Source organism: Caballeronia sp. SL2Y3 (genome assembly GCF_022879575.1).
Taxonomy (GTDB): domain Bacteria; phylum Pseudomonadota; class Gammaproteobacteria; order Burkholderiales; family Burkholderiaceae; genus Caballeronia.
The window spans coordinates 2,808,297-2,820,809 of record NZ_CP084260.1 but is presented as its reverse complement, the minus strand read 5'-3'; the positions used below and the strand labels follow the sequence as shown (position 1 = coordinate 2,820,809).

The following is a 12,513-nucleotide window of genomic DNA, read 5'->3' as shown; positions in this document are numbered from 1 at the left end:
GAAGAGGTCGGCAGATGAATTGCCGAAGATGGTAATTCAGCGCGGTCAGCGTGTCTCCTGGCCGTTCGATAGAATCGTAAGCTCTCGCGAAAGGCGGCATGATCGGCGGTTGTCCCGCGTCATTGCCGCCACGCGCCACTTTTCCAACGGCTCAACCGTGTCCGACTCGACTTCCGCTTCTTCCGCCCGCGAGTCCAATCCATCGCTCGCGGTGCATCGCAGTCTCCCTCAAGCCACACGCCAGCGCGCACGCTACGCCACGATGGCCGTCTTCTTCATCGCGGGCATGATGTACGCGTCGTGGGGCGTCCACGTTCCGACCGTGCGCGACAAGTTCGCGCTCAGTCCCGGCATGCTATCGCTCGCATTGTTCGCGGTCGCTGGCGGCTCCATCTTCACGATGATCACCACCGGATCGTGGATCGCACGAGCCGGCACGCGCGCGGCCTGCATGGCGGGCGGCATCGCGATGACGGTATGCGGCGCGCTCATCCTCGTCGTGCCGTCTTTCTGGCTGCTGCTGATCGTGCTCGCGCTGTTCGGCGCGGGCATGGCCACCCTCGATGTCGCGATGAACGCCGAAGCGAGCGCCGTCGAAGAGGCGCTCGGGCGGCCGATCATGTCGTCGCTGCACGGCATGTTCAGCATCGGCGGGATGGCGGGCGCGGCAATCGGCGGCACGCTCCTCGCGCACGGGCTCGCGCCGGCGGCGCACCTGGCGCTCGCGGCGGGCGCGAGTCTTATTGTGCTGCTGGCTTCGATGCCGTCGGTTCTGCCGCACGTGCCGCATCACGAGGCGCACGCGAAGGCGTCGTCCTCGAATCGCTGGCGCTCGGGGGCGCTGTGGGCGTTGGGCGGCCTCGCGCTCGTCGCGCTGATCGCGGAAGGCGCCATGTACGACTGGGCCACCGTCTATATGCGCGATGTCGTCGAGGCGTCGCCGTCGTTATCGAGCGCCGCGTACGCCGCATTCTCCGGCGGCATGGCGGCCGGGCGTTTCGGCGGCGATGCGGTGCGCGCGCGCTTCGGCGCGCCGCAGCTCGTGTTCGGCAGCGCGGGCCTCGCGTTCGTCGGCATGGTGATGGCGCTCGTCGTGCCGCACGCGTTGGTCACGATGACGGGCTTCACGCTGATGGGCCTCGGGCTCGCGAACATGATGCCGGTGCTCTTCGCGGCGGCGGCGCGCGTCGAAGGCGTCACGGCGGCCGAAGGGCTCGCGCAGGTCGCCGGGCTCGCGTACTTCGGTCTGCTGCTCGGGCCGGTGCTGATCGGCGGCGTCGCGCAGGTGAGCACGCTGCCCATCGGCTTGTGCGTCGTCGCGGCGTGCTGCGCGGCGATCGCGCTGATCGGTCCGCGCATCCTCAGACGCCTGAAGATATAAAAAAACGCGCGGACCTTCGAAGTCCGCGCGTTGTTCCGAGCTTACGCCCGACTGCGATTACATCTTGACGACGTCGAGCAGCGTCTTCTTGCCTGCCTTGTAGTCGTACAGCGAGATCACGCCGTGCTTGAGGTCGCCCTTCGAATCGAAGCTCGTCTGGCCGATCACGCCCTTGTAGTCCGTGTTCGGCATCGCGGCGAGGATCTTGGCCGGATCGGCCGAGTTCGCGCGCTTCATCGCGTCGACGATGATGTACACGGCGTCATACGTGAACGGCGCGTAGATCTGGATCGGCTGGCCGAAACGCTTCTGATACTTCGCAGCGAACGCCTGACCGCCTTCCATCTTTTCCAGCGCCATGCCTGCTTCCGAGCACACGACGTTGTCGGTCGCGTCGCCGGCCAGGTCAGCCAGCTTTTCCGTGCAGACGCCGTCGCCCGCGAGCACCTTCGCGCGCAGGCCGAGCTGCTTCGCCTGCTTGGCGAACGGGCCGCCGGTCGCGTCCATACCGCCGTACATCACGGCGTCGGGGTTCTCGCCCTTGATCTTCGTCAGAATCGCGCGGAAGTCCACGGCCTTGTCGTTGGTCGCGTCGTGCGAGACGACCTTCAGGCCCAGCGACTTCGCGGTCTTCTCGAACTCGTTCGCGAGACCCTGACCGTAGGCGGTCGAATCGTCGACCACGGCGACGCTCTTCACCTTCAGGTTCTTCGCCGCGTAATTCGCGAGCGCCGGGCCTTGCTGCGCATCGGTCGCGACGACGCGGTACGTCGTCTTGAAGCCTTGCTGCGTGTAGGTCGGGTTCGTTGCGGACGGCGAGATCTGGACGATGCCCGCGTCGCTATAAATCTTCGATGCCGGGATGGACGTACCGGAGTTCAGGTGGCCGACCACTGCGACGACCTTGTCGTCGACGAGCTTCTGCGCGACTTGCGTAGCGGTCCGCGGGTCGGCTGCGTCGTCTTGCGGGTCCAGTTGCAGGGTGATCTTCTGGCCGCCGATGGTGAGACCCTTCGCGTTGATCTCTTCGACTGCGAGCCGCGCGCCGTTTTCGTTGTCCTTGCCCAGGTGAGCGATACCGCCGGTCAGCGGAGCGACGTGACCGATCTTGACGACCTGGTCGGCTGCTGCGGACGTTGCCAACGTAGCGAACAGCACGGCTGCGGCGCTGATCGGCAACACTTTGTGAAGCTTGGTGTTCATGTAAGTCTCCAGTTTCGGTCCCAAAAACAACGTAATCGCCCTGTGCCCCGTCTTTCATCACGATCGCTCAGTCCCGTGGACGACCACGCCGGATGCATCGTATTGCACTTGGCAAGTCCTTCCGGCCGGCTGTTTGTGGCAGCCGCCATCCGCACCGCGCGAGAAGTGTAGGGTTGTCAAATTAATTTAGGGAAGTTTTTTAAGATACTGGTGTGACTACCGATTAACGGCCAGTTGAGAACGCTGCCCGTTTGTGGTGGCGATTGCGCCGCGAGGCCCAACCGATGCGGGTTTCCGACCGGCCTTTACGCCCTCTGCCAGTCTGCCGATAATCGCGCGGCGCTGGTCGCCATTAGCCGGTTTCAAAAGCCGTTTAACGCTTGGCTTTAGGCATGCGCCTCTAAAAATCGCCTGCCCGGTCAATCCGCGTGCCTGCTTCTCGCCAACAGCTGACCGCGCTCAGGCGGCTGAAAGGGAAAGCTGGCAAACTCACTCGCCTGTTCTTATCAGTCAACCGAGCAAGGAGCATCGACGTGACCGTAACCGTGACTTCCCGATGGATCGACATTCCCGCCGACGGCGGCAGCTTCCAGGGCTACCTCGCGCTGCCCAAGACGGGGACGGGGCCCGCCGTGATCATCCTGCAGGAGATCTTCGGCGTGAACGCGCATATCCGCAGCGTCGCCGACCAATACGCCGCCGATGGCTATGTCGCGCTCGCGCCCGACGTTTTCTGGCGCACGCAGCCGCGCGTCGAACTGGGCTACGAAGGCGCGGATCGCGAAAAGGCAATGGAACTGCTGCAAAAGACCGACCTGGATTCGGCCGTCGCCGATGTCGGCGCGGCTGCCAAGGCGCTGCGCGCGCTGCCGGAAGTGAGCGGCAAGGTCGCCGCCATCGGCTATTGCTTCGGCGGCCGGCTCGCGTATCTCGCGGCGGCGCAAGGCTCGGTGGATGCGGCCGTGGCCTACTATGGCGGCGGCATCCAGAATCAATTGGATAAGGCCGATCAGGTGAAGACGCCGATTCAGTTCCACTACGGCGAACTCGACGCGCACATTCCCGCCGATGCCGTCGATGCGGTGCGCCAGCGTTTCGCCGGCCGCGCGGATTCGGAACTGTACGTCTACCCGGCCGCCGATCACGGCTTCAACTGCGGCGATCGCGCGTCGTACAACGCGAAGGCGTCGGCGCTCGCGCACGGCCGCACGCTGACGTTCCTCGGCCAGCACCTGTAAGCAGCGAAGCGCGCGCGGCGAACGCCGCGCGCCGTCATATCAGCGCGGGCAAGCCCTCGACCAGCAGGAACGCGACGAGCACGCCCACCAGCGCGCCGCACGCTCGAAGCACGTTGTTCTTGAAGTGCGATGCGCACGGAATGGCGCCGAGGAACAGCGCGCCGGCAAGCGCCATCGGGATGACCAGAATGAAATCGCCGATCGTGAAATACGTCATGGTGCGTCTCCCATCGTCCTGCTTTTCTTGCTCGAATCGTGCCGGCGCAAATGTGCGCATCGACGATTCGAGTATAGGCGGCGGGAGAAAGCGCGTTGCGCTGTCGTCGCGAAACAGGGCTCGCTGAAAGCGCCGAAGCCTTGCGACAGAAGGCTCCGCAGCCCGCGTTATTAAGCGAACGCGGTAAAACCCTTAGTTTCGTCCGATTTCATTCGGCTTTCGACGGCGCGCGAGTCAGCGCCCGTTCGCGGCGGTTCAGATAAGCGGCAGCCGCGACGCCGAGCACGAGCAATCCGGCGATCAACCCGGCCACGCCCGGCCAGCCGAAGCCGGTCCAGAAGTGCCCGCCATACGATCCGATCAGGCTCGATCCCAGGTAATACGCCAGCAGATACAGCGCGGCGGCCTGCCCTTTCGCCTGTGTCGCGAGCCGGCCGACCCAGCCGCTCGCCACCGAATGGCCCGCGAAGAAGCCGAACGTGAGGCAAGCGATTCCGCCGATGATCACCGGCAGCGACATCGAAAGCGTCAGCGCGATGCCGGTCATCATCAGCACGATCGCGGCAATCAGCACGCGGCCACGGCCGAAGGCATCGGCCATCTTGCCCGACCACGGCGACGCGACCACGCCCGTGAGATACACGGTGAAAATGGCGCCGATCTGCGTTTGATTGAGCCCGAACGGCGCGCCCAGCAGCCGATAACCGACGTAGTTGTACACCGTGACGAAGCTGCCCATCAGCACGAAGCCGATCAGAAAGAGAAACGGCAGGCCGCCATGCCGCAGATGCCCGACCAGCGAACTCCGGTGATGCGAGAACCCGACGCCGCGCCGCGGCTTGAAGCGTCGCGACGGCGGCAGCAGCGACCGGAACGCGAGCGTCGCGAGCAGTCCGAGCACGCCGATGCCGCCGATCGCGACGCGCCAGCCGAAGAAGTCCGCGAGCACGCCGCTGATCACGCGCCCGGCCATGCCGCCGATCGCCGTGCCGCCGACATAGAGGCCCATCGCGAGGCCGAGTCCTTCGGGATGCACTTCTTCCGCGAGATACGCCATCGCGACGGCCGGCACGCCGCCGAGCGCGAAGCCTTCGAGCGCGCGCACCACGAGCAGCGCGTGCCAGTTCGGCAGCAATGCCGCAATGACCGTCAGGACTGACGACGCGAGCAGCGACAGCGTCATCAAGCGGTGGCGGCTCCAGCTTTCCGAGACGAATCCCGCGATGAAAATGGCCACCGCCAACGCCGCCGTGCTCACCGACACCGCGAGCGCGCTGACCGCCGGGCTGACGCCGAAGTCCTTCGTGAATTCAGGAAGCAGCGGCTGCACGCAATACAGCAGCGAAAACGTCGCGTAGCCCGCGAAGAGCAGCGCGAGCGCAGCGCGCCAGTAGGCTCGCGAGCCGCGCTCGAGATAGAGTTCCGCAGACGCGGGCGGCACATCTTTGCGCTGCGGCGCGGGTGATGCGTTCACGAATGAAGTCTCCGCTTAAAACTGAATGCCTCAACGATACGCCGTCCCTCAGGGTTTTGCCGGATGCAGCGGCGCATTCCATGTGCCGCAGAGAGCAAACATGCGTCGAACGTCTGCGCTGGGCAACAAATCGCGGCATTGGGCATCGCGTTTGCGCGTTGCCATAGGCTAAAGTAAGCGCACAATCGTTCATGAAAGCCGCGCAGGTCGCGCTTCCCGCAACAAAGACGCGGCGATTGTCTGGTGCACGCGCCGTCACAAGCCCGTGCTGTTGGAACATATGACCGGCGTCTCATTGAGCCGGCATGGAAACGGGGTTTCATCATGCAAATCGGTTCGATTGTCCGCTCCGTGCATATTGCCGTGCCTCACGGCGCGCGCGGCATCGTCATGCGCATTCTCGGCGACATGGCCATGGTCGCGTGGTACGCGGGCGAGCCCGGCGTCACGAAGCTCTTGAACACGGAGCCGTTCTTTCTCGAAGACCTGATCGATACGGGCGATATGGTGCGCCCGTCGAACTCGGTCGTTCATTGAGCGGCGTTGTGTCGGCGACCTGTGCGCCGAGTTGAAGCGACACTGATGCCCGCCGCCGGAAGGCGCACAATGCCGGAATGAACTCAAATCATTCCGACTCCGCCGGCGTCCCCGCTTCCGACGCCGCGCCGCCCTTCGCCGGCCTCACGCCCGAGCGAGTGCTCGACGCCGTCGACAGCGTGCTCCTGACCGCCGACGCGCGCACCGACGGCCGGCTGCTCGCGCTCAACAGCTACGAAAACCGCGTCTATCAGGTGGGCGTCGAAGACGGGCCGCCTGTCATCGCGAAGTTTTATCGGCCGGGGCGCTGGTCGAATGAAGCGATTCTCGAAGAACACGCGTTCGTCGCGAGCCTCGCCGCGCGCGAGATTCCGGCGGTTCCGGCACGCGTTCTCGAAGGCGCGACGCTCAACGAGTTCGAAGGCTTTCGCTTCGCCGTCTTCGATCGACGCGGCGGCCGCGCGCCCGACCTCGACAACCGCGAAACGCTCGAATGGCTCGGTCGCTTCATCGGGCGCATTCACGCCGTCGGCGGCATCGAGCCGTATCGCGAGCGGCCGACGCTCGACATCCAAACCTTCGGCTACGAACCGCGCGAGTTTGTGCTGACGCACGGCTTCGTGCCCGACGACGTACGCGAAGCCTACGAGCGCGCCGTGTCGATGGCGCTGGACGGCGTCGCGCAATGCTTCGAGCGCGCCGGCGACGTGCGGCATCTGCGCATGCACGGCGACTGCCACCCGAGCAACGTGTTGTGGACGGACGCGGGCCCGCATTTCGTCGATTTCGACGACAGCCGCATGGGCCCGGCGATCCAAGATTTGTGGCTGTTGCTGCCGGCCGGCCGCGCGGAAGCGTCGCGTGCGCTCTCCGATCTGCTCGCAGGCTATGAAGATTTCTGCGACTTCGACGAGCGCGAGCTGCATCTGATCGAGGCGCTTCGCACATTGCGGCTGATCCACTACGCCGCGTGGCTCGCCCGCCGCTGGGACGATCCTGCGTTCCCCGCCGCGTTCCCCTGGTTCAACACGCAGCGTTACTGGGAAGACCGCATCCTCGAACTGCGGGAGCAAATCGGCGCGATGCAGGAAGGGCCGCTCTGGCCCGTCTGAAATTTTTGGTGACGAAGCGGCGTCTTTGCGACGCCAGAAAGCATTGTGTCAGGCGTTTCGACGTGCAATGATAACGATTCTCATTTGCCCGCCCTGAACGACTGCGTCGGTCAGGGCGTGGCGTTGCCGACGAACCCGCCGACCCCGGAGAGACGCTTGAACGCGCCTGACACTTTCACCCCGCCGCCGACGCGCGACAACGCTCGTTACCGTCCGCAAGGACGCCCGATGGACCACGCCGACGAAGCCGCGCGCAAGAACCGCTCGCGCCGCTCGACGTTTCTCAAGTGGCTGCGCAAGGTTCACGGCTGGGTCGGCTTGTGGGGCGCGCTGCTTGGGCTGTTGTTCGGCGTGACCGGTTTTCTGCTGAACCACCGCGCGCCGCCGCTGCGCGTCTCGACCGGCGAGCCGCAAGTTTCGCAGATGCAGCTTCCGCTACCCGCGGGCGGTTTCAAGTCGCCGCGCGACATGGGCATGTGGCTCAAGAAGGAACTCCAACTCGATGGCAACCTCGGCCGCACGCGGCGCGAGCCGGCGCATCCTGTCGGCTGGGGCGACAAGAGCACGATGCAGCCCGAGCAGTGGTCGACGATGATCGCGTCGCCGGGCAGCAGCGTCATGGCGGAGTACTGGGTCGGCAACAACTTCGTCTCGGTGAAGCGCACCGAAAACACCTTCCTCGCGATGCTGACGAACCTTCACAAGGGCGTTGGCCTGAGCGTCGGCTGGGTGCTGCTGATCGACACGCTCGCCGGCAGTCTGATTCTTCTGTCGCTCACCGGCGTGCTGCTGTGGACCGAGCTCAACAAGCGGCGCACGGCGGGCGCGGCGATCGTGACGGTGTCGCTCGTCGCGATGATCGTGTGCGGGCTGATGTAAGCGGCAACGGCGGCGCTTTATTGTGCGGCCGTCACACGCCGCACACTTCGCCTTTTCCGGCGACTTCGCGTGCCGCCTTCGCGCCTTCCACTTGCAGCAGTTCCGGCAGCGACACGCCGTTCTTGGCCGCCGTCACTTCCGCGAGAATCGAAACGGCGATCTCCGGCGGCGTCCGGCTGCCGATATAGATGCCGACCGGCCCGTGCAGCCGCGCGAGCTCGGCGTCGCTGAGATCGAACTCTTTTAGCCGCTCGCGCCGCGCCGCGTTATTGCGCCGCGAACCGAGCGCGCCGACATAGAACGCCGGCGTCTTTAACGCTTCCATGAGCGCGAGATCGTCGAGCTTCGGATCGTGCGTGAGCGCGATCACCGCGCAACGCTCGTCGAGCTTCATGTCCATCACGGTGTCGTCGGGCATGGTGCGCACGATGGTCGTGCCCGGCACGTCCCACTCGTCGGTGTACTCCTCGCGCGGATCGCACACGGTCACCTGATAATCGAGCCCGACCGCGATGCTGCACAGATAGCGCGACAACTGCCCCGCGCCGATCACGAGCATCCGGTAGCGCGGACCGTGAATGGTGAGGAGCTTCGCGCCGTCGAAGAGCACGCCGTCCGTGGCCTGCGCGGGTTCGAGGCGCGCGGCGCCCGTCGCCATGTCGAGCGTGCGCGCGACGAGCCGCCCGCTTTCCACCGCCGCGCACAGTTCCGCGATGCCGCTTTCGCGCGTGAGCGGCTCCAGCACGAGCTGAATGGTGCCGCCGCACGGCAAGCCGAAGCGGTGCGCTTCTTCCGCGCTGATGCCGTATTTCACGGCTTCCGGCTTCGACTGCTCGATGCCCCGCTGCCGCACGCGGTCGATCAGATCGTCCTCGATGCACCCACCCGACACCGAGCCGACCACATGGCCGTCGTCGCGCACCGCGAGCATCGCGCCTTCCGGCCGGGGCGACGAGCCCCATGTCTTCACGACCGTGACCAGCAGCGCGCGATGCCCTTCCTCGAGCCATCGCGCGCTGTTCTTCAGGACTTCGAGATCCACGCTGTCCATGATTTCTTTCCTTTCTCTTCCTTGTCGGCGTCAGCCGGTTCGTCCGCGACGCCATCCGACTGGGTTTCCCCTGCGCCCTGCAACTTCGCGCCGAATCGCTTGAAGAACTCACCCGCGATCTTACGCGCTGCGCCGTCCACGAGCCGCGAGCCGATCTGCGCGAGCTTGCCACCGACCTGCGCGTGCGCGCTGTAGGTGAGCTTGGTCGTGTCCGCGTCCTCGCCGGGTTCGAGGTTCACCTTGGCCGTGCCTTTGCTGAAGCCCGCCGCGCCGCCCTGCCCTTCGAAGACGATCGTATAGGTGTGCGGCGCGTCGATATCCGTCAGTTCCATGCGTCCCTTGAAGCGTGCCTTCACCGGACCGACGGCGGCAGTCATCCCGACGGCATAGGCATTTTCGCCGTCCGCTTCGATGCTGTCGCAGCCCGGGATGCAGGCTTTGAGCATGGCCGTGTCGTTGAGCGCCTCCCACGCGCGATCCTGCGGCACCGGCAAGGTATGCGTTTCGGTCAGTTCCATTGCGTGTGTCCTCCTGGCATTCGGGGCGCGCCGCGCGCGGAAAGCGCCGCCATTTCCCGCCCGACAGCGGCCAGGCTGTCGAGGTTGTGAGCCGCGAGCATCGCATCGACGTGCGGCAGGATCGCGCGCACGCCTCGCGCGCGCGGCGTGAAGCCGGCAAATCGCAACAGCGGATTGAGCCACACGAGCCGATGCGCGAAGCGCCTGAGCCGCGCCATTTCCGCATCGAGCACGTCGATGGCCTCGTGGTCCAGCCCGTCGGTCACGAGCAGCACGGTCGCGCGGCCCGACAGCACGCGACGCGCCCAGCGACGATTGAATTCCGCGAGCGCCGCGCCGATGCGCGTGCCGCCCGACCAGTCGGCCACTTGTTCGCCGAGCGCGGTCACCGCGACATCGGGATCGCGCTCGCGCAAGGCGCGCGTCGCGTTCGTGAGCCGCGTGCCGAACAGGAACACCTGCAAGCGTTCGCGCGATTGCAAAAGCGCGTGACAGTAGTACAGCACGGCGCGGGAATACGCGCTCATCGAACCGGAAATGTCGAGCAGCAGAACCAGCGGCGGCCTGCGCTCCACCGCCGCGCGATACTTCCACACGGTCCAGTCGCCGCCCGCGCGGACGGCTTGCCGCGCGCTCGCGCGCAAGTCTGCGTGCATGCCGCGCGACGCCGCCTTCAGCCTGCGCGTCGGCTCGGTCGCGAGCGGCAGCCGGTGCGCGCGAATCTGATGCCGCAGCGCGCGCCACTCGTCGGCGCTGAGGGTGTCGAAATCGCGATGACTCAGCCGCTCTTGCGCGCTGAACGACAGTCGCGCGTGCGTCTCTTCGGCGGGCGATTCGGGCTGCGGCTTCTCGCGCGTTTCGCGCGCGTCGGTGCGCGTGGCGAGGGCGTCGGCGAGACGGTTGTTGCGCTTCGGCGGCGGCGCGGCGCTTTGAATCTTCGGCAGCAAGAGCGCGCGCAGCTTGCTTTCCCAATCGGGATCGCGCCAGAACAGATCGAACGCGGAATCGAAGATCTCGCGCTCGTCGCTCGCATGAACCAGCAGGCACGCGAGCGCCGCGCGCACGTCATCGCGCCGGCCCAGGTCGATGAAGCGCAGCGCGTCGAGCGCATCGACCGCCTGCGACGGCGACATGCCGAGCCCCGCGCCGCGCAGCAAGCGCACGAAATGGACGACGTTGCGCGCGAACGGTTCCACGGTCACGCCCGCGCCGTCGAAAGACATTGCGCGAGCGTCGCGGCGTCCATGCGCGCGAGATCGTCCTGATACTTCAGCAGCACGCCGAGCGTGTCCTGCACCGATTGCGGGTCGAGTTCCGAGACCGACAACGCCGCAAGCGCGCGGCACCAGTCGATCGTCTCTGCGACGCCCGGCGCCTTGAACAAGTCCATCGTGCGCAACTGATGGACGAACGCGACGGCCCGCGCCTGCAACGCCGCGCCCGCCTCCGGCGCACGCGCCGCGACGATATCGAGTTCGACGTCGCGCGCCGGATAGCCGATCCACTGATACAGACAGCGGCGCTTCAACGCATCGTGGACTTCGCGCGTGCGGTTGGACGTCATGATCACGAGCGGCGGCCGCGCCGCGCGCACGGTGCCGTACTCGGGAATCGACACCTGAAAGTCCGACAGCAGTTCCAGCAGAAACGCTTCGAACGGCTCGTCCGCGCGGTCGATTTCGTCGATCAGCAACACGCGCCGCGCGTCCGCGTTCGCGGAATCGGGCAAGAGCGCCTGCAACAGCGGCCGCTTCAGCAGAAACTCGCCGCGATACAGCGAATCGTTCGACGGCGTTTCGCCCGCGGCTTCCGCGAGGCGCAGCGCCATGATCTGACGCGGATAGTCCCATTCGTACAGCGCGCTCGCCGTGTCGAGCCCCTCGTAGCATTGGAGACGCAAAAGCGTCGTGCCGCACAAGCCCGCCGCCGCCTTCGCCAGTTCGGTTTTGCCGACGCCCGGCTCGCCTTCGAGAAAGAGCGGGCGCTGCATCTTCAGCGCGAGAAAGAGCGCCGTCGCCAGCTCGCGGCTTGCGAAGTACTGCTGCTCGCGCAGGCGCGCGAGCGTGTCGTCGATGGAAGCCGGTTCGTCGATCATCACGCCGAGAACGACAGCGCGCGTTCGATGGCGCGGCCCGCCAGCACCGGAATCAGATGCGCGCGGTAGGCTGCGCTCGCGTGCATGTCGTCGTTGAGGCCGTCGGCGGGAATCGTCACGCTGCGCGCGGACGCCACCGAGAAGTCCTTCGACAACGCCGCTTCCAGTTCCCTGGCCCGGAACGCGGAAGGCGCCGCGCCGGTCACGCCGACGCGCACGCCGTCCGCATGCTTCGCGACGAACACGCCGACGAGCGCGAAGTGCGACGCCGGGTTGCGAAACTTCTCGTAAGCCGCGCGCTCGGCGAGCGGAAACTCGACGGCGGTGATCAGTTCGTCCGGTTCGAGCGCGGTCTCGTACATGCCGAGGAAGAAGTCGTCGGCGGCGATGCGGCGGCGGTCCGTCACGATGGTCGCGTTGAGCGCGAGCACGGCGGACGGATAGCACGCGGCGGGGTCGTCGTTGGCGAGCGAGCCGCCGATGGTCCCGCGCTCGCGCACCTGTCGGTCGCCGATGCGGCTCGCCAAGTCGGCCAAGCCCGGCAGCGTGCGTTTGACGTCCGCGTTCGCGCCGACCTGCGCATGGCACATCGCGCCGCCGATGGTCAGCTTGTCGGCATCCAGCGTGACGGTTTTCATCGACGCGATGCGCGTCACATCCACGAGCGCCGACGGCTGCGCAAGCCGCAAGCGCATGGTCGGCAGCAAGCTCTGGCCGCCCGCGAGGTATTTGGCGTCGCCGTTCGCCGCGAGCGCGGCCACCGCCGCTTGCGCCTCGTCCGGCCGTTGATAGTCGAATGCGTACATAT

13 protein-coding genes are annotated in these 12,513 nt (G+C 66.2%); 5 read left to right on the top strand and 8 right to left on the bottom strand.

All coding sequences use genetic code 11. The features are described from left to right. The first annotated feature begins 157 nt into the window (after positions 1–157). Complete coding sequence (locus LDZ26_RS13335) at positions 158–1,381, top strand: MFS transporter (protein ID WP_244847594.1); 1,224 nt, start codon at positions 158–160, stop codon at positions 1,379–1,381. Positions 1,382–1,438: 57 nt separating this feature from the next. On the opposite strand, the gene LDZ26_RS13330 is transcribed toward LDZ26_RS13335, so the two are convergent. Beyond that, on the bottom strand, positions 1,439–2,584 hold the full coding sequence (locus LDZ26_RS13330; protein ID WP_244847593.1) for a branched-chain amino acid ABC transporter substrate-binding protein: 1,146 nt from the start codon (positions 2,582–2,584) through the stop codon (positions 1,439–1,441). 533 nt (positions 2,585–3,117) lie between these two features. Between LDZ26_RS13330 and LDZ26_RS13325 the strand changes: the two genes are divergently transcribed. After that, complete coding sequence (locus LDZ26_RS13325; RefSeq protein WP_244847592.1) at positions 3,118–3,822, top strand: dienelactone hydrolase family protein; 705 nt, start codon at positions 3,118–3,120, stop codon at positions 3,820–3,822. A gap of 34 nt (positions 3,823–3,856) precedes the next feature. Here the strand turns inward: LDZ26_RS13325 and LDZ26_RS13320 are convergent, their stop codons facing one another. Together LDZ26_RS13320 and LDZ26_RS13315 are read right to left on the bottom strand one after the other, a co-directional pair. Continuing rightward, the gene (locus LDZ26_RS13320; protein ID WP_175938812.1) at positions 3,857–4,039 is read right to left on the bottom strand and encodes a hypothetical protein; all 183 of its coding nucleotides are present in this window, start codon (positions 4,037–4,039) and stop codon (positions 3,857–3,859) included. 208 nt (positions 4,040–4,247) lie between these two features. Beyond that, positions 4,248–5,513, bottom strand: coding sequence for an MFS transporter (locus LDZ26_RS13315; RefSeq protein WP_244847591.1), 1,266 nt, complete (start codon positions 5,511–5,513; stop codon positions 4,248–4,250). Positions 5,514–5,837: 324 nt separating this feature from the next. Between LDZ26_RS13315 and LDZ26_RS13310 the strand changes: the two genes are divergently transcribed. From LDZ26_RS13310 to LDZ26_RS13300, 3 genes are all read left to right on the top strand, one after another. Then, entirely contained in the window at positions 5,838–6,050 is a 213-nt protein-coding gene (locus LDZ26_RS13310) for a hypothetical protein (protein WP_244847590.1), read from the top strand. A gap of 77 nt (positions 6,051–6,127) precedes the next feature. Then, a complete protein-coding gene (locus LDZ26_RS13305) occupies positions 6,128–7,162 on the top strand; it encodes a serine/threonine protein kinase (protein WP_244847589.1) in 1,035 nt (344 codons plus the stop codon). A gap of 156 nt (positions 7,163–7,318) precedes the next feature. Further along, complete coding sequence (locus tag LDZ26_RS13300; RefSeq protein ID WP_370650619.1) at positions 7,319–8,041, top strand: PepSY-associated TM helix domain-containing protein; 723 nt, start codon at positions 7,319–7,321, stop codon at positions 8,039–8,041. 31 nt (positions 8,042–8,072) lie between these two features. On the opposite strand, the gene LDZ26_RS13295 is transcribed toward LDZ26_RS13300, so the two are convergent. The 5 genes from LDZ26_RS13295 to LDZ26_RS13275 are packed head-to-tail and all read right to left on the bottom strand — an operon-like array spanning position 8,073 to position 12,511. Next, entirely contained in the window at positions 8,073–9,092 is a 1,020-nt protein-coding gene (locus tag LDZ26_RS13295) for an XdhC family protein (RefSeq protein ID WP_206467296.1), read from the bottom strand. Beyond that, on the bottom strand, positions 9,065–9,610 hold the full coding sequence (locus tag LDZ26_RS13290) for a CoxG family protein (RefSeq protein ID WP_244847587.1): 546 nt from the start codon (positions 9,608–9,610) through the stop codon (positions 9,065–9,067). Before LDZ26_RS13290 ends, LDZ26_RS13295 begins: the two co-directional genes overlap by 28 nt. Further along, positions 9,601–10,833 (bottom strand): VWA domain-containing protein, encoded by a 1,233-nt coding sequence (locus tag LDZ26_RS13285; RefSeq protein ID WP_244847586.1) that lies wholly within the window; start codon positions 10,831–10,833, stop codon positions 9,601–9,603. The genes LDZ26_RS13290 and LDZ26_RS13285 overlap by 10 nt, the downstream gene beginning before the upstream one ends. Beyond that, positions 10,809–11,705, bottom strand: a complete 897-nt coding sequence (locus LDZ26_RS13280; RefSeq protein ID WP_244847585.1) for a MoxR family ATPase — start codon at positions 11,703–11,705, stop codon at positions 10,809–10,811. The genes LDZ26_RS13285 and LDZ26_RS13280 overlap by 25 nt, the downstream gene beginning before the upstream one ends. Then, positions 11,705–12,511 carry a xanthine dehydrogenase family protein subunit M gene (locus LDZ26_RS13275; protein ID WP_244847584.1) on the bottom strand — a complete coding sequence of 269 codons (807 nt, stop codon included), beginning with the start codon at positions 12,509–12,511 and terminating at the stop codon, positions 11,705–11,707. The genes LDZ26_RS13280 and LDZ26_RS13275 overlap by 1 nt, the downstream gene beginning before the upstream one ends. Positions 12,512–12,513: the final 2 nt, after the last annotated feature.